Genomic DNA, 18,909 nt, shown 5'->3' on the forward strand with positions numbered 1-18,909 from the left:
AAAGGAAACCCTTTAGGTTCAACGGAGAGAGGATTATGAATTTCTCGTATAATCTCCACTTTTTCCACCTGTTTTTTCAAGTAAGTACGTTTCGCCGATAATCATACCTTTATCGACAGCTTTACACATATCATACACAGTAAGAGCGGTAGCGGAAGCAGCTGTTAAAGCTTCCATTTCAACACCGGTGCTACCTTCTGTTTTAACTTTTACTTCAATGAGTAAACGATATTGTTCTTCTGATTGTTTCCAATCGAAAGAAACGTCAACACCTTTTAATAATAAAGGATGGCACATTGGGATAATATCAGAAGTTCGTTTCGCAGCCATAATGCCTGCGATTTGCGCAACTGCTAATACGTCACCTTTCCCAATTTCATTGTGAGAGATTTTATCGTAAATTTCTTTCGTAACGACAATGCTAGAGCACGCAATTGCTGTACGAACGGTTGTTTTTTTATCGCTTATATCAACCATTTTTGCGCGTCCTTGGTCATTAAAATGTGTAAATGAAGACATGGAATTCCTCCTTGAAGTAATTTCTATTGAATACATAAAGTTTAATCGAGATAAAAAAAATTGCAAATATGAGGTGAGAAACGATGGTAGAAAAACGAATTCCAATTCAAGTTGCTGAGGCAGTAGAACGGGTAATGAAATATGCGAAGTATGGTGAAGTAGAAGAAATTTCTATTATGGAAAGTTACGGGAGAATTCTCGGGGAAGATGTTGTCTCAGATCATGACGTTCCTCATTTTGATCGTTCCCCTTACGACGGTTTCGCCATTCGAGCAGAAGATACGAAAGGAGCAACCCAAGAAAATCCAATTGAATTTGAAGTAATAGGAGAAATCGGGGCGGGGTCTGTTTTTTTAGAAGAAGTAGGAGCTTTTAAAGCGATTCGCATTATGACAGGAGCAGCTATTCCAGAAGAATGTAATGCAGTCGTAATGCTCGAGCTGACAGAAGGGTTTGAGAAGAACGGGAAAACATATATGAAGTTAAAACGCCCTTTTAATAACGGTGACAATGTGTCGTTTAAAGGAGAAGACATAAAACAAAATCAAGTTCTCGTTAAGAAAGGAGTTGCAATTAATCCAGGTGTTGCGGCCTTACTAGCAACGTTTGGATATAGCACTGTGAAAGTTGTAAAACAGCCTGTTGTCGGTATTGTAACAACAGGAAGTGAATTACTAGAAGTACATGAGCCGTTACAGCCGGGGAAAATTAGAAATAGTAACTCGTATATGATCGCAGCTCAAATTATGAAAGCTGGCGGGAAAGTTCGTTATTATGGTCAACTCGCCGATGAGCTAGATGCATGTTTTACAGCTGTTCAATTAGCGATGGATGAGGTCGATATTTTAATTACAACAGGCGGTGTATCAGTAGGAGATTATGACTACTTACCAGCTATTTATGAAAGGTTACAGGCGAATGTACTCTTTAATAAAATAGCGATGAGACCGGGAAGTGTAACGACAGTAGCTGAAGTTGATGGGAAGTTACTTTTCGGTTTATCAGGAAATCCGTCTGCTTGTTATGTAGGCTTTGAATTATTTGTGCATCCAATTATAAAAACGTATTTGTATGCGAAGGAACCTCACGTATATAGAGCGGATGCTATTTTACAAAAAGATTTTTCAAAGCCAAATCCATTTACTCGTTTCGTAAGAGCAAACGTAACGATTGTGGACGGGGCGTTACAAGCGATGCCGGTTGGTTTAGATAAATCGAGTGCGGTATCTTCACTTGCAGATGCGAATGCTTTTATCGTGTTACCTGGAGGAACGAGAGGATTTGAGACTGGGATGAAAGTATCCGTATTATTGTTAGAGCACTCTGAGGGATGTGATTGGCCATGGGCAAAGCCCCTTCAATCTTACAAATAGTAGGATATCAAAATAGCGGAAAAACGACACTTGTAGAGAAAATTGTGCATGTGTTAGCTGAAAGTGAAATAAAAGTTGCTACAATTAAACATCACGGGCACGGAGGTTTTCCAGAAGTAGCGCAAAAAGATAGCGAAAGACACCGTAAAGCTGGTGCTGTCGTAAGTAGTGTAGAAGGTGCTGGATTGCTTTCACTTTCTTCACTAAGAAAGAAATGGTCCTTGCAAGAAATTATTCGCTTATATGAGTTTTTTGAAGTGGATACAATTTTAATAGAGGGCTATAAAAAAGAGAACTACCCGAAAGTAGTGTTACTTCGTTCTGCGGAAGACGTTGAACTTTTACATAAAGTAGAAAATATAGTGGCGATTATTACGTGGTATGATGTCCCGGCAAATATACGAGAAGAATATAAAGTATTTCATATAACAGAAGAAGAGTTGTACATAGACTGGTTTTTACAAACGGTTAGGAGTGCGAAATGACAAATACATATTATGAAGTAATTGATACAGAAATCTCGATTGAAGAGGTAACGAAGAAAGTGATTCGACGTGAATGCGGTGCTGTTACAACATTTATTGGAACGGTTAGAGAGTTTACGAAAGGGCGTCGTACATTATACTTAGAGTATGTTGCTTATAAGACGATGGCAGAAAAGATGCTAGAGAAAATTGGTCTGGAAGTGAAAGAGAAATGGCCGGGTACATATGTTGCGATTACACATCGCATCGGTACGTTGCAAATTTCTGATATAGCGGTTGTTGTTGCTGTTTCAACACCACACCGTAAAGCGGCTTATGAAGCAAACGAATATATTATGGAACGCATAAAACAAATTGTTCCGATTTGGAAAAAGGAGTTTTGGGAAGATGGTGACTCATGGATTGGTGATCAATTAGAAAAAACACCATATCCGGCGGGAGAGCCTGGGAAGGAGCTATAAGTATGATTCGAGTATTGTTATTTGCGCACTTGCAAGAAGAGGCAGGAACAAGTGAATTACAAATAGAGAAAGAAAATATTACGGTTGCAGAGTTAAAAGATGTTGTTGCGAAAGAATATAATGTACCAGTTTCAGAGCCAATTATGGTTGCGATTAATGAAGAATACGCAAATGAAGATGACAGGGTCCAAGATGGTGATGTGGTTGCACTTATACCACCAGTGAGTGGTGGTTAATATTGGATTCATTAAAACGACTTTCCTAAGTAGGGGAAGTCGTTTTTTTATGGCGTTTTTGAGAACACTAACTTATAGGAATAAGGAGGACGTTATGAAAAAAATATGTGTAATTATTACAGCGATATGTTCTATCTTTTTCTCTTCTCCAAGCGATTCTTTCGCGAAAGAATCAAGAGAACAGCTTTTAGAGAGTGCGTTATTGAATAGGTATTATTCGGTTATTAGACAAGTGACAGAAGATCAATATGAATGTGATGCAGTTATAAATATAAAGCGTCTCGGCAGGAAAGATGAATTTGTTCCTAGATTTGAAGTGACGCTACAATTTCTTACATTTCAAGGGGCGCATAATCCGCCAAATGACAAAGTTACACTTACTTTGGAGGATTATTTAGATCATATAAAGGTAAAAAATGTGGAGCGAGAAAAAAATGTTTCTAATGATGTTGTAGAAAAGATTTGTGCTCGCAAAAAAGAAAAAATGAAAGCTCATTCTAATGATTGAGAGCGGTAACTTATTCCGCTATTTGCGGGATGATTAAAGTTTCAATTTATGACATTTTACAGAGAAAGGTAATGGGCGATGGATATATTTTTAGCAATTTTACCAGCTATATTTTGGGGGAGTATTGTGTTATTTAACGTAAAACTGGGCGGGGGACCGTATAGTCAAACGCTTGGAACAACGTTTGGAGCACTTATTTTCTCAATTGTTGTTTATATTTTTATGAAGCCAGTATTAACACCTACTGTGATTGGGGTTGGAGTTGTGTCAGGTTTATTTTGGGCGCTTGGTCAGGCGAATCAATTGAAAAGTATTGATTTAATGGGCGTTTCGAGGACGATGCCAATTTCAACAGGACTTCAATTAGTTGCGACGACTTTATTTGGCGTTATCGTATTTCATGAATGGTCCACGACAATATCGGTCGTCCTTGGGATTTTAGCGCTCGTTTGTATTATTGTCGGTGTTATTTTAACATCACTTCAAAGTGAAGAAGAAAAAAATGCAGAGCAAGCAGCAAATTTTAAAAGAGGTATCATAATTTTATTAATTTCAACAGTCGGTTATTTAGTTTACGTAGTAGTGATTAGACTATTTAACGTAGATGGTTGGTCAGCTTTATTACCACAAGCAGTTGGTATGGTATTAGGAGGGATTTTGCTTACCTTTAAACATCATCCATTCAATAAATATGCAATCCGAAATATTATTCCAGGATTAATTTGGGCAGCTGGAAATATGTTTTTATTCATTTCGCAGCCGCGTGTTGGAGTCGCAACAAGTTTCTCGCTATCGCAAATGGGAATTATTATTTCCACGCTTGGTGGGATCCTTATATTAGGTGAAAAGAAAACGAAACGCCAATTAACGGGTATCGTTGTCGGTATCGTTTTTATTATCGCAGCCGGAATTATGTTAGGTATAGCAAAAAGTTAAAGGAGGTATTGAAATGTATAGTGATTTAGAAGGAAAAGTGGTCGTTATTACAGGATCAGCAACTGGTCTTGGTAGGGCGATGGGAGTAAGGTTTGCTAAGGAAAAAGCGAAAGTGGTTATTAATTATCGCTCACGAGAATCAGAAGCAAATGATGTGTTAGAAGAAATTAAAAAGGTAGGCGGAGAAGCGATTGCTGTAAAAGGTGATGTAACCGTCGAATCAGATGTTGTGAATCTCATTCAATCTGCTGTGAAAGAATTTGGTACGCTTGACGTTATGATTAATAATGCAGGGATAGAAAATGCAGTACCATCGCATGAAATGCCACTTGAAGATTGGAATAAGGTAATTAATACAAATTTAACAGGTGCTTTTTTAGGAAGTCGTGAAGCGATTAAATATTTTGTAGAACATGACATTAAAGGGTCTGTCATTAATATGTCTAGTGTTCATGAGAAAATTCCGTGGCCACTATTCGTGCACTATGCAGCGAGTAAGGGTGGTATTAAACTGATGACAGAAACGTTAGCGCTAGAATATGCGCCAAAAGGTATTCGAGTAAATAATATAGGACCAGGTGCAATTAATACGCCGATCAATGCAGAAAAATTTGCTGATCCTAAAAAACGTGCTGACGTAGAAAGTATGATACCGATGGGCTACATTGGAAAACCAGAAGAAATTGCAGCAGTAGCAACTTGGCTCGCTTCTTCAGAGGCGAGTTATGTAACGGGCATTACGCTATTTGCAGATGGTGGAATGACGTTATATCCATCGTTTCAAGCTGGGCGTGGGTAATATAAAAGGACGAAGAGATAAAACTCTTCGTCCTTTTTTTACAAAAAAAATAGCGGCCAGCTATTTTAAATTTAGTGATTAATTGTATCTTGAAGAAATTCTGTTGCTTGATGTTCAGTAACATTTTGTACGAGCGCGACTTCGCTAATCATCATTTTTCGTGCATTATCTAGCATTTGTTTTTCGCTCGCATTTAATGCTCTCTCTTTATTGCGGCGAAGTAAATCCCGAACAACTTCTGCGCTATCTTGTAAATTGCCATTTTTCATTTTTTCCATATTCATTGTATATCTTTGTTTCCATGAGAGTGATGGGTCTGACTCCCCGTTTTGAAATTCAAGAAGTATATCATCTAACGTACCTCGATCAACGATATAACGAATACCCGATTTTTTTAATTGATCCATCGGAAGCATTACTTGCATATCTTTACTAATGATGCGTATCACACAATATTGACGTGAAGTACCTAATATTTCTTTCTCTTCAATTGCTTCAATGATTCCTGCACCGTGCATTGGATAAACGATTTTATCACCAATTTGAAACAAATCATCCACCTCCATATGTGGTAACCACTTTTAATGGTAGCATACGTATGTAAAAATGTCAAATTTTATATAATAACATAATATTTATATTCGAGTCAATAAGATAAAGTGCTTTTTTATGTTTTTTTGGGGGACCTTATTTATCGTGATTTTTTTAGAAAAATAGTACAGGTGAAGAAAGAAGGCATATCCACTTATTTTTAAGCATAAAATGTAAAAGCGCTAATACAATATACCTAAATCCGTTCTTTGCAAAGGAGGGAGAGAAGGTGGGGCGCACAATAAAAATTGATATTACAAATAAAGTTGTAGCTAAATTTAGACAAAATTATTTGGAATTATATACGAGTAAATTTATGATAGGTAAGTTTTATGTCTATACTGAAGATAAAGAATATGTGTTAGAAGACGGATATATATATGAGAATGGAAAGTTTTATCGCATCATAGATACGCACCGTGGCAATAATCAAGCGGCGGAGGGCTGCGATCTAGGACGGTGTTAACATGATTCGTGTGAAAGTATTTGATGAAAGTCACGAAAAAGACTTAGAAGATGCTGTAAATGTTTTTTTGAAAAAGATTGATGATAGCAACTTTGTAGATATTAAATATCAAGTTGGTGTTTCTATTAACGACGATGAAAACCAAATTTATTGTTTTTCAGCAATGATCGTTTATAAAGCATAAAAAAGAGCTGGGTGAGCCAGCTCTTTTTTATGCTTTATGTTGGGACAACATGTGTCGGTAATACATTCATAATAGATTGGGGTGCGCCTAATTTCTTTGTCGTTAAAAGAGGCTCCCCTGTTTCATGATTTTGGGCATCTTTACACATACCAAGGTGATAACGATCACCTAAAAATGGATCAATATAAAAACCGTTTTTAAATACTTTATCATTCGGATGTTTTTCATGGTGAATATCAGAGCAGTTAATGCAATAGAACATAGCGTTCAACCCCTTTTTATTTTGTTTGAAAAAAGTGAGTCGGTAGTCATTTCGCTCCTAAGGAAATGTTGAGGAGAAGAGAAATAACTACCTACTCAAATGGTGGGCATATTCCTTCTGATTTGTCATATCTCGCGTATTGTCCCTGAGGGAAGGAGGAGAGACGAAGTACGCATGATATAAGTAAGGCGTTTCTTTCAATATGAATGATGGAGTTTCATGTTGAGAGAAGTTTTTATTTTGTATTGCCTTTGTGAGTATATTATGAGGAAATGCTAAGAGGGTGTTTGTCCTGTTGAAAAAATGTTGAGAATTTCTCAACAGTAAAAGAATTAGCATTGACATGAAACTAAAAGGTGTTATATTATCGAAGTGAAACCAAAAGGTGTTATGTTATAACGCCGAGTAAAGGAGAATGAAAATGGAACAACAAAATACATTAAATGATATTAAACAAACAATCATTTTTAACGCGTCTATTCAAAAGGTATGGAGTGTAGTATCAACTGCAGAAGGGATTGCGTCATGGTTTATGCCAAATGATTTTGTATTAGAGGTAGGGCATGAATTTCATGTGCAATCGCCATTTGGGCCATCACCATGTAAAGTGTTAGAAATTGATGAGCCAAACCATTTATCTTTCTCATGGGATACAGATGGCTGGGTTGTTTCATTTAATTTGAAAGACTTAGGAGATAACAAAACAGAATTTACGTTAATTCACGGCGGCTGGAAACATCCTGATGAAATTCTTCCGAAAGCGAATGCGAAGAGCTCTATTATTCGCGATAGAATGAGCGGTGGTTGGGTAGCGATTGTAAATGAAAAACTGAAAAAGGTTGTCGAAGGCTAAGTGTCCTCGTCAGCAGCGAAATATGATGTATTTCAAGCAATTGCTGATCCAACCCGCCGAGAAGTAATACGGTTATTAAGTGACAAAGAGTTACCGATTTCCAAAATAACGGATCATTTTCCGATGAGTCGTACTGCGGTTGTAAAGCACCTTCATATTCTTTCGGAAGCGAATTTAGTAAGTGGAAGAAAAAGCGGAAGAGAGAAGATATATCGTTTGCATCCAGAACCATTAGAAGAATTACAACAGTGGCTCTCGTATTATGAACGTTTTTGGGATAATAAATTATCCATGCTGAAACATATTGTGGAGAATGAAGAATAAAAAAAGGGTGACCAAAATGGTCATCCTTTTTATTGTTGCTCACTTGTTTGTGTAGCTGGTTTTAATAAAAGCCAAGCAATAATTAATGTAAATACTGCTAATACGAAAGTGCTCATATAAATGACATGTACGCTTGATGCTAATGCGGATTGTGATTCGGTTACTACGTTTGCTGTAGTACCGCCATGTCCACCAGATACAAGATCAAGATTTTTAATACCACGTGCGTGAATCATCGTATTAAAGATTGTACCGAATATTGCAGCACCTAACGTTTGACTAAATGTATTAATAAATGTATTTAAACCAACAGCTGTCCCGCGTGTATGAGCTGGCACGGCTGCTTGAATTGTTACCATGTAAATCGGTGTCACAAGCCCCATTCCTAAGCCGAATAATCCGACTGCTACATAAATAAGGAATGATGGTGAATTTGTTGATAGTGTAAATAATAAGAACGTAGCAACTGATAAGATGCTAGCTCCAAGTAAAATAATTTGTTTCGTTTTTAACTTGCCAACTAAGTTACCCGAGAACATAGCACCAAATGTCCACATAACAGGAATTGGCATTAAAATGAGTCCAGCTTCTGTTGCATTTTTTCCTAAAACACCCTGGCTCCAAATTGGAAGATACACAGTAATACTAATAATCATTGCGCCAGCAATAAGAGTTAATATATTTATCGTAGATAATGTACGGTTAGAGAAAAGTGCTAGCGGAATTAATGGTTCCGGAGATTTTTTCTCGATGAATAAGAAAATAATAAATGAAACGACGGCGAAGATTAATAGGCCGATAATTGTTATGTCTCCCCAGTTTTGCTTACTGCTACCTGTTAATAATGCATATAGTAGAGCGATTGTACTTAATGAGAAGACTGTTGCACCAAGATAATCGATATGATGTTTAGCAGGTTTAATAGATTCTTTGTAGTAAATTACAATCATTAAGCAAGCGATAATTCCGAATGGGACGTTTAAGAAGAAAATATAACGCCAAGAAAGGGAATCAACTAAAAATCCACCTACTAACGGTCCGATAACACCGGATACACCCCAAACGGCACTCATCCAACCTTGTGCTTTCGCGCGGTCTTTCGCTTCGCTATATAAGTCTCCAATAATCGTCATTGTGATTGGCATAACAGCACCAGCACCGATACCTTGAAGCGCGCGGAAGAAAATTAATTGTTCCATCGATGTAACGACTCCGCAAAGTGCAGAACCGACTAAAAAGATTGTAGCCCCGATCAGTAAAACCTTTTTACGACCGAATAAATCAGCGAGCTTTCCGTATATTGGAGTCGAAACAGCTGTTGCAAGCATATAAATTGCATATACCCAACTAACAAGTTCGACGCCTGACAAATCACTCGTTATACGAGGGATTGCTGTACTAACAATCGTTCCTTCTACCGCAGAAAGAAACGTCATTAACATTAAAGACATCATGACTTTTTTTCTCATTTGTTTTCCCCTTACCCTTTTTTAAATATTCAACAATATAAAATATAAAGGTACTAAGGTATATAAAGCAACAAAAAAGCAATGGAAAGTTACATGGAGCAGATGTTTGTCGCTTTTTGTCGGTAAGTCGATATATTTGAGAAATCGCCGATAATGATTTCATGGCAATATTAAAAAAAGAAACAGGAATCCCTGTTTCTTTTTTTAATATTGCATTTTCGCGTTTTCTCCAGCAGTCGTTCCAGCAATTCTACCAGTAACAAGGGCTGATGTAATATTATAGCCACCAGTATAACCATGAATATCAAGAACTTCTCCGCAGAAATATAAGCCGTTCGTAAATTTAGAAGACATTTCTTTCGGATTAATTTCTTTCACGGATACACCTCCGCCAGTAACGAATGCTTTTTCAATTGACTGCGTACCATTTACATTCACAGTAAACTCTTTAAAGTCTTTCACAAGTGCACGAATCTTTTCGTGAGAAACTTGTCCAGCTTGTTCGCTGCCGTCAATTTCATTTTTTTCTAATAAGAATAGGAAGTAACGTTCAGGAACATAACCTTTTAAAACGTTTTTAATTCCTTTTTTCGGATCTTCTTTCATTTGTTTCAGCATGCGCTGAAATAGTTGTTCACTATTTTCCTCTGGCAATGCATCAATACTCATTTGTATTGTATTCGTTTTAAACTTTTTCAGTGCTTTCACGACGAATTGGCTACAGCGAAGAGCAGCAGGTCCAGATAGGCCGAAATGAGTGAAGAGCATGTCCATTTTGTGAGAAATGATAGCTTTTCCTTTCGGATTTAATACACTTAAGTTTATATCACGTAAAGCAAGACCTTGTAATGAGCGGTCACGTATAAACGGCTCGTTTGAAAGGATAGGTACTTCTGTTGGGAATAATTCTGTGATTGTATGACCCGCTTTTTCAGCCCAAGCATATCCGTCTCCAGTAGATCCAGTTTGAGGAACTGATTTTCCGCCAACAGCGATAACGACGTGATTTGTTTCTAACACTTCGCCTGTTTGCAGTATAACTGCTTTTGTTTGACCATTTTCATATTCAATCGTTTCAACAGGCGTATTTGTACGAATTTTTACACCTAAGTCTTTTAATCGTGTTAAAAGTGCGTCTACAACAGATTGTGCTTTGTTTGACACAGGGAACATGCGACCGTGGTCTTCTTCTTTCAATTTAACACCGAGATTTTCGAAGAATGTAATAATATCTTCATTATTAAAAATAGAAAAAGCGCTGTATAAGAAGCGACCGTTTCCTGGTATATGTTTAACAATTTCATCAAGTGGTAGACGGTTCGTTACGTTACAGCGTCCGCCACCAGAAATTGCAAGTTTACGCCCAAGTTTATTTCCTTTATCAAGAAGTAAGACATTTGCGCCTTCTTCTGCAGCACCAATTGCAGCCATTAGCCCAGAAGGACCGCCGCCGATGACAATAACATCATAATGCATAATATATCGACCTCATTTTCTACATTTCCTGCCTAAAAGAATAGCATGTTTTCCCTTAAAAGAAAAATAGAGTGAAGTACTGCTTAATGAGAGAATTGTGGTACAATACAAAAGTTAGAGTTCAGCACTATCCTGCCATTTGTAGGCGATAAGACTAAAACCTCAAGATTTAGGAGAAGTAAATAGGGAGTCTGTTAGCCTGTAAATGCTCGAATGGTTCAACTAATAAGGAGTAGGAGAGAAGTCTCCAACTAATTATAGTTTCACTTTATGTAGATGTAGGAGGATTTTTGTATGTCCGATTCGAAATTTCTGCGCGGAACGCTTATTGTTACGCTAGGGACATTTTTAGTAAAGTTCTTAGGCATGATTTACGTCTTTCCGTTTCATGCATTAGTAGGAACAGAAGGCGGAACGCTCTATACATATGGATACATTCCATATACGATCTTTTTAAGTATCGCAACGGCAGGTGTGCCACTTGCTGTTTCAAAATTTGTTTCCAAATATAATGCGCTTGGCGATTATAAAACGAGCCGGAGAATGTTCCGCTCGGGAATGGTTATGATGATAGTAACAGGAGTTCTTTCGTTCCTAGTACTGTACATGACGGCGCCATTGTTTGCAGAAGCGATGCTTGGTAAACAAAGTATACACAATAATGTAGGAGAAGTTACGACGATCATTCGTCTTGTAAGCTTCGCGCTTATTGTTGTACCAGCAGCGAGTTTAATTCGTGGTTATTTCCAAGGTCACCAGTCTATGGGACCAACTACCGTTTCACAAATTATTGAACAAATTATTCGTATCGTCTTTTTATTAGCAGGTAGTTTTATCGTTATTAAAGTACTTGGCGGTACAGTTGCAACAGCAGTTGGAGTAGCGACATTTGCTGCGTTCGTTTCAGCGGTTGGAGCACTCGGTGTGTTAATTTGGTACTGGCTAAAACGTAAAAAATATTTGGATCAATATTTAATTGAACAAACTGTACCAGAATCAACAGTAAGCACCGTTCAATTGTTTAAAGAGTTATTTGCATATGCGATTCCTTACGTTGTAATTGGGTTAACAATTCCTTTATATCAACAAATTGATACATTGACATTTAACTCAATTATGCAGGCGATTGGTCAAGGTGATATCGCAGAGCGAGCTCTCGGTATTTTCACAATGTGGACGCATAAGTTAATTATGATTCCTGTATCACTTGCAACAGCGTTTAGTTTAACGCTTGTACCAGCAATCACAAAATCATTTACTGAAAAACAATACCGCTATTTGAAATTACAAATTACACAAACATTCCAGGCAAATATGTTTTTAACATTGCCAGCAGTTATCGGTATTTCAACACTTGCATATCCAATTTACACTGCTTTCTATGACTCAGATCCATTAGGTGGACAAGTATTAATGTGGTATGCACCAGTTGCATTGTTATTTGCTTTATTTACAGTAACAGCGGCAATTCTTCAAGGGATTAATCAGCAAAAGCATGCGATTGTCGCGCTTATTATGGGTGTTATTTTGAAATTTGTATGTAACGTAATCTTTATTCGTTATTTCGGTACAGTAGGAGCAATTCTAGCAACCGCAGTTGGTTTCTTAGCTTCTGTTTGGTATACAAATCGACAAATTAAAAAATACGCACACTATTCATTCGGTGTTGTATATAAAAGAACATTCCAAATTGCAGTACTGACACTTATCATGGTCGTTGCTGTAAAACTATCACAATGGCTTCTATCCTTCATGATTTCGCCTGATGGCCGTATTGGTGCTCTTATAACAGTTGCGATTTGTGCAGGTATTGGTGGTCTTGTTTACGGATTGTTAGCAATTCGCACAGGAGTACTTGAAAGAGTATTTGGCGGAGAAGCATTAGATAAAATTCAACGTAAACTTGGTAGTAGATTTAAAATAAAGTTGAAATCAAGAGGGGCGTAATTACGTCCCCTTTTCTATGATAAATAAAGAAGGTGAAAAACGTGAGATTAGATAAATTATTAGCGAATATGGGATATGGAAGTAGAAAAGAAGTAAAGAAATTATTGAAAGATGGCGTTGTGAAAATTGATGGAACGCCAGTAAAAGATGCGAAAGTTCATGTAAATGTAGAAGAGCAAGAAGTTATGATTCACGGTGAAGTTGTGGAATACAAAGAGTTTGTTTACTTAATGATGCATAAACCACAAGGTGTTATTTCAGCGACGGAAGATGATAATCATGAAACAGTAATAGATTTATTAGAATTAGAAGATGCAATCTTTGATCCGTTCCCAGTTGGACGACTTGATATCGATACGGAAGGTTTCTTATTGATAACAAATGATGGGAAGTTATCACATCAATTATTATCTCCGAAAAAGCATGTGCCGAAAAAATATTATGCACACGTTGCAGGAGTAGTAACAGAAGAGGATGTAAAAGAGTTTGCTAAAGGTGTTATTTTAGACGATGGCTATGAAACAAAGCCAGGTGCGCTTACAATATTGAAAAGCGATGATATTTCTGAAATTGAGCTTGTGATTACGGAAGGAAAATTCCATCAAGTGAAGCGTATGTTTGAAGCGGTAGGGAAAAAAGTAGTCTACCTAAAAAGAACAGAGATGGGTCCGTTAGTATTAGATGAAGAACTAGAACTTGGACAATACCGAGAGCTAACAGATGAAGAAGTAGAAATGTTAAGAACATATCAAGTAGATACTGAAAAGTAGTACCCTTATAGGTGCAGAAAAAACCCCTTTCTAATAGTTAGAAAGGGGTATGTATTTATTTACATACAATTATTTTTCGTTATGAGGTCATTCTCACTTTCTTTCCTGTTGTTGTCCACTTACCGCGGCAAGGGCTATACACGAGTTCATTAAACTGCAACACATTTAGATCACGTTGTATCGTTCGCGGTGTGATCCCGAACTCATCTACAAGGTCTTTCGTCGTTACCGTTCCGTTTTCATTGATGTACATATAAATTGATTTAATGCGTGTTAGCATACGAGTAGTTGTAGGTTTCAAGAGAAAACCACTCCTCTACTAGTTTTTTTGACCCCATTCAGGAAAGAAGGTCGTTACTACCATTGTACTCTACATGATAAAATTCATGCTTTAATCTACTTAAATTTTACAAAAGTTTAACAAATATTTATATAGAAAAATATTGGTAGTTGACATTGTATATATGGTCAGTCAACTAACACATAAAATTCTACGTAAAACGCCAAATTCCTGCAAATTTTTTTGAAAAAATAAAAGAAAAACTAATAAGAAATGTCTGAAATATTACAATTGTTCGGTATTTAGTTTTCGTGTATGGCATAAGGGATTTCGGTTTGCTATGATGAAAGAGATAATATAGTGAAGGATGGATGCGTGATGTCAGCGATTAATTGGACTGAAGAAGTTGCAAAACGAAAAGATGATTTAATTCGTGATACACAACAATTTTTACAAATTAAAAGTGTATGGGAAGAAGAATCGGCGAAAGAAGGCGCACCATTCGGTGAAGGTGTAGAAAAAGCGCTATCTTTCATGTTACATAAAGGAGAAGCTGAAGGTTTTGCTTCTAAAAATTTAGAAGGATATGCAGGTCATCTTGAAATGGGACAAGGAGAAGAGTTAGTAGGTATTCTTTGTCACGTTGATGTTGTACCAGAAGGAGATGGCTGGACGACTCCTGCGTATAGTGCGGATATTCGCGACGGAAAGATTTTTGCACGTGGTGCAATTGACGATAAAGGCCCAACGATGGCAGCATATTATGCGATGAAAATTGTGAAAGAATTAGGCTTACCTCTTTCAAAACGTGTTCGTATGATTATAGGAACAGATGAGGAAAGCAATTGGAAATGTGTAGATCACTACTTTAAAAACGAAGAAATGCCAACAATCGGTTTTGCACCAGATGCAGACTTTCCAATTATTAATGCAGAAAAAGGAATTTCTGATATACAAGTTGTGCAAAATGGTAGTGAAGAGAAAAAAGGTACATATGAACTTGTTTCATTTGATTCAGGGCGTCGTTTAAATATGGTTCCTGATTTTGCAGAAGCGGTTATTACAGGAGAAGATGTAAATGCACTTACAGTAGCATATGAAGAGTATTTACAAACTGCTAAAAAAATAGGGAAATCGACTATAGAAGGCAATACAGTGACGTTGCAAATAGAAGGAATTTCAGCGCACGGATCTACTCCTGAAAAAGGAGAAAATGCAGGTTTATTATTAGCAAACTTCTTAACTACAGTTTCACTTGATGGAAAAGCAACTGCATTTGCGACATTTGCAACAGAAACATTTACTGGTGATATTTTTGGTGAAAAAGCTACTATTGCTTATAAAGATGAAATTAGCGGTCCATTAACAGTGAATGTTGGTCGCCTTTCTTATAAGAAAGAGAATGGTGGTAATTTAGGATTAAACGTACGTTACCCAGTTACGACTAACTTTGAAGAAATGATTGCAAAGTTAAAAGAATATGTAGGTACGTATGGATTTGCAGTAGCAGACTATTCTAACTCTCGTCCGCATCACGTTGATAAAGATCACGAGTTAATTCGTACGTTGCAACGTGTATATGAGGAACAAACAGGTGAAAAAGCTGAATTGTTAGCAATCGGCGGAGGTACTTATGCTCGCTCATTAAAAGCTGGTGTGGCATTTGGACCGCTATTCCCTGGAAAAGAAGAACTTGCGCATCAAAAAGATGAGTACATTGAAATTGAAGACTTATTAAAAGCAACAGCAATTTATGCGCAAGCAATTCATGAACTAGCGAAGTAAAGTGAAACTTTAATCGCCGATATATGAATAATGACCGCTCTCTACTTTAGAGGGCGGCTTCTTTTTAATTGAATGAGATAAGAAAGAAAAGAAACAATAGAAAGAAGGAGACGGTGTACATGGATAGGCATTATTTTGTCGCAATTACGTTACCAAATCATATAAAAGAAGTGCTGTCTAACTATAAAGAGGATACGAATGAGGAATTACCATTTCGCTCGTGGGTACATAAGGAAGATTATCATATTACCCTTTCCTTTTTAGGAGGTGCGACAGAAGAACAGTTAAAAGGTATAAAGAATGGATTACAAACACTTACAAAAACAAAAGAACTATCGTTCACGTTACAAGGTTTTTCAACGTTTGGTAGAGAAGATCAGCCCCGTATTTTTTGGGCGAAGGTAAGTGAGAATCACGATTTGTTTCAGTTGCAAAAGCAAGTACATGTCATTTGTGAAGAAAATGGATTTTCTCTAGAAACACGCCCGTATCATCCACATATTACTGTTGCTCGTAAATGGATAGGAGAAGAAAAGTTTCATTTAGAAAGTATAAAAGAAGTACCTGAAATATCATTTCAAGCAGATACAATTACTTTATACGAATCCCACGTGAAAGAAACCCCGAAGTATAAATCGATTGCTGAAATAAAATTACAAAAATAGAATGGTGAAAACGTTTTTTATGCAGGTGAATATACTATAGAGAAGAATGGAGTTACTGTATAGAGTCTTGTTGATAAGAAAAGCCTTATCATTTGCAGCTCATTTTATCTCGCTCATTAAAGTTTCACTTTATTTTAACTTTGAGAATGATGGTGATTTTTTTATGTTGAAAGTAAAACGTCCATTTGATGCCTATTTAGATGAAATGAATAAAATTACAATTTTGCTCCCACATGCGTATGGAACAAGTCGGACATTTCGTTTGCAAGAAGGAAGTAATGTGAAAGATTTACCGATTGCTCATACGATTGCGCTTCCAGATGCAACGAAGTATGAGTGCTTTATAGAAGAGCCGCTAGATGTGGGAAAGTATTATACAGTACGAGATGAACGGAATGAAGAAACGGATTTACAAATAGGTGCTGTTATTCGAACAACAATTTTCGATGAAAAGTATTATTACGAAGGTACAGATTTAGGTGCTGTGTATCAAAAAGAAGAAACGACATTTAAAGTATGGGCCCCGACTGCAAGGCTTGCGAAAGTAAGAATTTATAAGAGCGATAAAGAATATGCCGATCATGAAATGTACAGGGGAGAAAACGGAGTTTGGATTCAAACATTACAAGGTGATTTAGACGGAGCACGCTATACATTTCTCGTTTGTATTAATTTAATATGGAACGAAGCTGTAGATCCTTATGCAAAGTCGGTGACGGTAAACGGAAAACACGGTGTTGTTATCGATTTAGAAAAAACGAATGTAACAAGAAGAGAAGGATTACCACCATTACAATCAATGACAGATGCCATATTGTATGAACTGCATATTCGTGATGCGACTATACATCAAAATAGTGGAGTGATTCAAAAGGGAACATATAAAGGATTGATGGAAGAGGGAACAACAGGACGGAATGGGACTTTAACAGGGTTGTCTCATATAAAAGATTTAGGTGTTACACATGTTGAACTATTACCGTTATATTGTTTCGGTGGTGTAGATGAGGCGAATCCTTCGTCTGCCTATAATTGGGGCTATAATCCATTATATTACAATGCACCAACAGGATTTTATGCTACAAATCCCTCTGATCCGTATAACAGGATAGTAGAGTGTAAACAGTTGATTGAGACATTTCATGAGCATGGCATTAGGGTAATTATAGATGTTGTATATAATCATGTTTATGAAAGAGAGCTATCATCATTTGAAAAGCTTGTTCCAGGATACTATTTTCGTCATGGTGAAGATGGTATGCCTTCTAATGGGACGGGAGTCGGAAATGATATAGCATCTGAACGGAAAATGATGAGGAAATTCATTGTAGAGTCTATTTTATATTGGCTTACTGAATATAATGTCGATGGATTCCGATTCGACTTAATGGGAATTTTAGATGTTGATACAATGAATATGATAGAAAAAGAAGTGCGAAACATAAAACGAGATGCTTTGTTATTAGGAGAAGGATGGGACTTACAAACACCGCTTCCTCGTGAGGAAAAAGCAACGTTAAATAATGCGAAGAAAATGCCACATATGGCACAGTTTAATGATCAATTTCGTGATGGGATAAAAGGGAGTACATTTCATATAAATAAGCGTGGTTTTGCATTTGGTGGGCATGTAGACTGTAATCATTTGCAGTATATTGCAGCAGGAAGTCTTTTAAGTATGAAAGAAACAGGGCTGTTTCTAGAGCCGGCGCAAAGCATTAACTATGTAGAATGTCATGATAATATGACGATGTGGGATAAACTAGTGCGCAGTAATGAAGAATCAGAAGCGATTTTGAAAAAACGTCACCTGCTAGCGAGCGCAATGGTTATTCTTTCACAAGGTATTCCTTTCTTACATGCAGGACAAGAGTTTTATCGTACGAAGAAAGGAAATGAAAATAGCTATAATGCAAGTGATGAGATCAATCAATTAGATTGGGATCAAAAAGAGAAAGAAATAGAGACCGTTAACTATATAAAAGGTTTAATTGCGATTCGTAAAGAGCATGGGGCATTCCGATTACCAAACGCAGACCTTATAAAAAAACATATGACTTTTTTACAAACATCTACAGAAGTACTTGCATATCACCTAGAGCATGCAGAATCGTTTGGGCCGTGGAAAGAGATTGTCGTTTTATTTAATAGCGGTTTAGAAGCTAAAACTGTGCAACTTCCGAAAGAAGAAACGTGGCATGTGATAGTAGACGAAAAGCAAGCGAAAATAGAGCCAATTTCTTCATTTAGAGGAAAGGAACTTAGGCTCGCTCCAATTAGCACGTATATATTGACGATAATGTGACAAATCGCTACTTGACGATGAGAATGTAATAAATGTAGAATTGACAAAGGTGACGATTTTGATAAGTTGTCATTCTATGACAGGTTTTGTAAAATAAAATAGAGAATTTTTGGCTGAGGCTAATTTTTCTTTTCATTTACAGTAAAATATATGAATCCACAACATGTGTAGAAATGTTGCGGTTTTTCTTTTCATAACTATAAAAGATAAGGATT

Annotated in this window: 22 protein-coding genes; 16 read left to right on the forward strand and 6 right to left on the reverse strand. The window is 36.8% G+C overall.

Features of this window, described 5'->3' with window-relative positions:
• Positions 1 to 33 precede the first annotated feature (33 nt).
• Entirely contained in the window at positions 34 to 519 is a 486-nt protein-coding gene (gene moaC / locus IBT51_RS23585; protein WP_000094153.1) for a cyclic pyranopterin monophosphate synthase MoaC, read from the reverse strand.
• 83 nt (positions 520 to 602) lie between these two features.
• Here moaC and IBT51_RS23590 point away from each other — a divergent pair, with 83 nt between their 5' ends.
• The 7 genes from IBT51_RS23590 to IBT51_RS23620 all read left to right on the forward strand — a co-directional run bounded on the left by IBT51_RS23590 (position 603) and on the right by IBT51_RS23620 (position 5,317).
• Positions 603 to 1,892, forward strand: coding sequence for a molybdopterin molybdotransferase MoeA (locus tag IBT51_RS23590; RefSeq protein WP_098678560.1), 1,290 nt, complete (start codon positions 603 to 605; stop codon positions 1,890 to 1,892).
• On the forward strand, positions 1,862 to 2,377 hold the full coding sequence (gene mobB / locus IBT51_RS23595; RefSeq protein ID WP_071713777.1) for a molybdopterin-guanine dinucleotide biosynthesis protein B: 516 nt from the start codon (positions 1,862 to 1,864) through the stop codon (positions 2,375 to 2,377). The genes IBT51_RS23590 and mobB overlap by 31 nt, the downstream gene beginning before the upstream one ends.
• The gene (gene moaE / locus IBT51_RS23600) at positions 2,374 to 2,838 is read left to right on the forward strand and encodes a molybdopterin synthase catalytic subunit MoaE (RefSeq protein WP_000185943.1); all 465 of its coding nucleotides are present in this window, start codon (positions 2,374 to 2,376) and stop codon (positions 2,836 to 2,838) included. The genes mobB and moaE overlap by 4 nt, the downstream gene beginning before the upstream one ends.
• A gap of 2 nt (positions 2,839 to 2,840) precedes the next feature.
• The gene (moaD, locus tag IBT51_RS23605) at positions 2,841 to 3,074 is read left to right on the forward strand and encodes a molybdopterin converting factor subunit 1 (protein WP_000621772.1); all 234 of its coding nucleotides are present in this window, start codon (positions 2,841 to 2,843) and stop codon (positions 3,072 to 3,074) included.
• Between the two features lie 94 nt (positions 3,075 to 3,168).
• A complete protein-coding gene (locus IBT51_RS23610; RefSeq protein ID WP_000717656.1) occupies positions 3,169 to 3,582 on the forward strand; it encodes a DUF3888 domain-containing protein in 414 nt (137 codons plus the stop codon).
• A gap of 78 nt (positions 3,583 to 3,660) precedes the next feature.
• Positions 3,661 to 4,518 carry a glucose uptake protein GlcU gene (gene glcU / locus IBT51_RS23615; protein WP_000350865.1) on the forward strand — a complete coding sequence of 286 codons (858 nt, stop codon included), beginning with the start codon at positions 3,661 to 3,663 and terminating at the stop codon, positions 4,516 to 4,518.
• A 13-nt stretch (positions 4,519 to 4,531) separates the two neighbouring features.
• The gene (locus tag IBT51_RS23620; protein WP_000286698.1) at positions 4,532 to 5,317 is read left to right on the forward strand and encodes a glucose 1-dehydrogenase; all 786 of its coding nucleotides are present in this window, start codon (positions 4,532 to 4,534) and stop codon (positions 5,315 to 5,317) included.
• 71 nt (positions 5,318 to 5,388) lie between these two features.
• Here IBT51_RS23620 and IBT51_RS23625 read toward each other — a convergent pair whose 3' ends face one another.
• On the reverse strand, positions 5,389 to 5,883 hold the full coding sequence (locus IBT51_RS23625; protein WP_000451442.1) for a CarD family transcriptional regulator: 495 nt from the start codon (positions 5,881 to 5,883) through the stop codon (positions 5,389 to 5,391).
• A 254-nt stretch (positions 5,884 to 6,137) separates the two neighbouring features.
• Between IBT51_RS23625 and IBT51_RS23630 the strand changes: the two genes are divergently transcribed.
• Both IBT51_RS23630 and IBT51_RS23635 read left to right on the forward strand, forming a co-directional pair.
• Complete coding sequence (locus IBT51_RS23630; RefSeq protein WP_000533806.1) at positions 6,138 to 6,374, forward strand: DUF2553 family protein; 237 nt, start codon at positions 6,138 to 6,140, stop codon at positions 6,372 to 6,374.
• A 1-nt stretch (position 6,375) separates the two neighbouring features.
• Complete coding sequence (locus IBT51_RS23635) at positions 6,376 to 6,558, forward strand: sporulation protein Cse60 (RefSeq protein WP_000621751.1); 183 nt, start codon at positions 6,376 to 6,378, stop codon at positions 6,556 to 6,558.
• 34 nt (positions 6,559 to 6,592) lie between these two features.
• Here IBT51_RS23635 and IBT51_RS23640 read toward each other — a convergent pair whose 3' ends face one another.
• Positions 6,593 to 6,820: a DUF3973 domain-containing protein gene (locus IBT51_RS23640; RefSeq protein WP_016080023.1), complete on the reverse strand. Its 228-nt coding sequence runs from the start codon at positions 6,818 to 6,820 to the stop codon at positions 6,593 to 6,595.
• 421 nt (positions 6,821 to 7,241) lie between these two features.
• On the opposite strand from IBT51_RS23640, the gene IBT51_RS23645 reads away from it, so the two are divergent.
• Both IBT51_RS23645 and IBT51_RS23650 read left to right on the forward strand, forming a co-directional pair.
• Positions 7,242 to 7,673, forward strand: a complete 432-nt coding sequence (locus tag IBT51_RS23645; RefSeq protein WP_069356322.1) for an SRPBCC family protein — start codon at positions 7,242 to 7,244, stop codon at positions 7,671 to 7,673.
• The gene (locus IBT51_RS23650) at positions 7,674 to 7,997 is read left to right on the forward strand and encodes an ArsR/SmtB family transcription factor (protein ID WP_000098837.1); all 324 of its coding nucleotides are present in this window, start codon (positions 7,674 to 7,676) and stop codon (positions 7,995 to 7,997) included.
• Between the two features lie 29 nt (positions 7,998 to 8,026).
• Here the strand turns inward: IBT51_RS23650 and IBT51_RS23655 are convergent, their stop codons facing one another.
• Positions 8,027 to 9,466, reverse strand: a complete 1,440-nt coding sequence (locus IBT51_RS23655; RefSeq protein WP_001228030.1) for an MDR family MFS transporter — start codon at positions 9,464 to 9,466, stop codon at positions 8,027 to 8,029.
• Positions 9,467 to 9,670: 204 nt separating this feature from the next.
• On the reverse strand, positions 9,671 to 10,942 hold the full coding sequence (locus IBT51_RS23660; protein ID WP_000558859.1) for a BaiN/RdsA family NAD(P)/FAD-dependent oxidoreductase: 1,272 nt from the start codon (positions 10,940 to 10,942) through the stop codon (positions 9,671 to 9,673).
• A 294-nt stretch (positions 10,943 to 11,236) separates the two neighbouring features.
• Between IBT51_RS23660 and IBT51_RS23665 the strand changes: the two genes are divergently transcribed.
• Positions 11,237 to 12,889, forward strand: a complete 1,653-nt coding sequence (locus IBT51_RS23665) for a putative polysaccharide biosynthesis protein (protein WP_001284026.1) — start codon at positions 11,237 to 11,239, stop codon at positions 12,887 to 12,889.
• Positions 12,890 to 12,930: 41 nt separating this feature from the next.
• On the forward strand, positions 12,931 to 13,659 hold the full coding sequence (locus IBT51_RS23670; protein ID WP_001234948.1) for a pseudouridine synthase: 729 nt from the start codon (positions 12,931 to 12,933) through the stop codon (positions 13,657 to 13,659).
• A gap of 79 nt (positions 13,660 to 13,738) precedes the next feature.
• On the opposite strand, the gene IBT51_RS23675 is transcribed toward IBT51_RS23670, so the two are convergent.
• Positions 13,739 to 13,960: a DeoR family transcriptional regulator gene (locus IBT51_RS23675; RefSeq protein ID WP_000805512.1), complete on the reverse strand. Its 222-nt coding sequence runs from the start codon at positions 13,958 to 13,960 to the stop codon at positions 13,739 to 13,741.
• Between the two features lie 357 nt (positions 13,961 to 14,317).
• On the opposite strand from IBT51_RS23675, the gene pepV reads away from it, so the two are divergent.
• From pepV to pulA, 3 genes are all read left to right on the forward strand, one after another.
• Entirely contained in the window at positions 14,318 to 15,724 is a 1,407-nt protein-coding gene (pepV, locus tag IBT51_RS23680) for a dipeptidase PepV (protein ID WP_069356318.1), read from the forward strand.
• A gap of 119 nt (positions 15,725 to 15,843) precedes the next feature.
• A complete protein-coding gene (thpR, locus tag IBT51_RS23685) occupies positions 15,844 to 16,389 on the forward strand; it encodes an RNA 2',3'-cyclic phosphodiesterase (RefSeq protein ID WP_000373843.1) in 546 nt (181 codons plus the stop codon).
• Positions 16,390 to 16,552: 163 nt separating this feature from the next.
• Complete coding sequence (gene pulA / locus IBT51_RS23690) at positions 16,553 to 18,694, forward strand: type I pullulanase (RefSeq protein ID WP_075718683.1); 2,142 nt, start codon at positions 16,553 to 16,555, stop codon at positions 18,692 to 18,694.
• Positions 18,695 to 18,909 lie beyond the last annotated feature (215 nt).

The organism is Bacillus sp. S71, assembly GCF_016625265.1.
Taxonomy (GTDB): domain Bacteria; phylum Bacillota; class Bacilli; order Bacillales; family Bacillaceae_G; genus Bacillus_A; species Bacillus_A cereus.

Excerpts from the sequence above, each read along its gene's own strand:
- moaC (WP_000094153.1), bottom strand. The coding sequence starts at position 519 with ATGTCTTCATTTACACATTTTAATGACCAAGGACGCGCAAAAATGGTT.
- IBT51_RS23590 (WP_098678560.1), top strand. The coding sequence starts at position 603 with ATGGTAGAAAAACGAATTCCAATTCAAGTTGCTGAGGCAGTAGAACGG.
- mobB (WP_071713777.1), top strand. The coding sequence starts at position 1,862 with ATGGGCAAAGCCCCTTCAATCTTACAAATAGTAGGATATCAAAATAGC.
- moaE (WP_000185943.1), top strand. The coding sequence starts at position 2,374 with ATGACAAATACATATTATGAAGTAATTGATACAGAAATCTCGATTGAA.
- moaD (WP_000621772.1), top strand. The coding sequence starts at position 2,841 with ATGATTCGAGTATTGTTATTTGCGCACTTGCAAGAAGAGGCAGGAACA.
- IBT51_RS23610 (WP_000717656.1), top strand. The coding sequence starts at position 3,169 with ATGAAAAAAATATGTGTAATTATTACAGCGATATGTTCTATCTTTTTC.
- glcU (WP_000350865.1), top strand. The coding sequence starts at position 3,661 with ATGGATATATTTTTAGCAATTTTACCAGCTATATTTTGGGGGAGTATT.
- IBT51_RS23620 (WP_000286698.1), top strand. The coding sequence starts at position 4,532 with ATGTATAGTGATTTAGAAGGAAAAGTGGTCGTTATTACAGGATCAGCA.
- IBT51_RS23625 (WP_000451442.1), bottom strand. The coding sequence starts at position 5,883 with ATGGAGGTGGATGATTTGTTTCAAATTGGTGATAAAATCGTTTATCCA.
- IBT51_RS23635 (WP_000621751.1), top strand. The coding sequence starts at position 6,376 with ATGATTCGTGTGAAAGTATTTGATGAAAGTCACGAAAAAGACTTAGAA.
- IBT51_RS23640 (WP_016080023.1), bottom strand. The coding sequence starts at position 6,820 with ATGTTCTATTGCATTAACTGCTCTGATATTCACCATGAAAAACATCCG.
- IBT51_RS23645 (WP_069356322.1), top strand. The coding sequence starts at position 7,242 with ATGGAACAACAAAATACATTAAATGATATTAAACAAACAATCATTTTT.
- IBT51_RS23655 (WP_001228030.1), bottom strand. The coding sequence starts at position 9,466 with ATGAGAAAAAAAGTCATGATGTCTTTAATGTTAATGACGTTTCTTTCT.
- IBT51_RS23660 (WP_000558859.1), bottom strand. The coding sequence starts at position 10,942 with ATGCATTATGATGTTATTGTCATCGGCGGCGGTCCTTCTGGGCTAATG.
- IBT51_RS23665 (WP_001284026.1), top strand. The coding sequence starts at position 11,237 with ATGTCCGATTCGAAATTTCTGCGCGGAACGCTTATTGTTACGCTAGGG.
- pepV (WP_069356318.1), top strand. The coding sequence starts at position 14,318 with ATGTCAGCGATTAATTGGACTGAAGAAGTTGCAAAACGAAAAGATGAT.
- thpR (WP_000373843.1), top strand. The coding sequence starts at position 15,844 with ATGGATAGGCATTATTTTGTCGCAATTACGTTACCAAATCATATAAAA.
- pulA (WP_075718683.1), top strand. The coding sequence starts at position 16,553 with ATGTTGAAAGTAAAACGTCCATTTGATGCCTATTTAGATGAAATGAAT.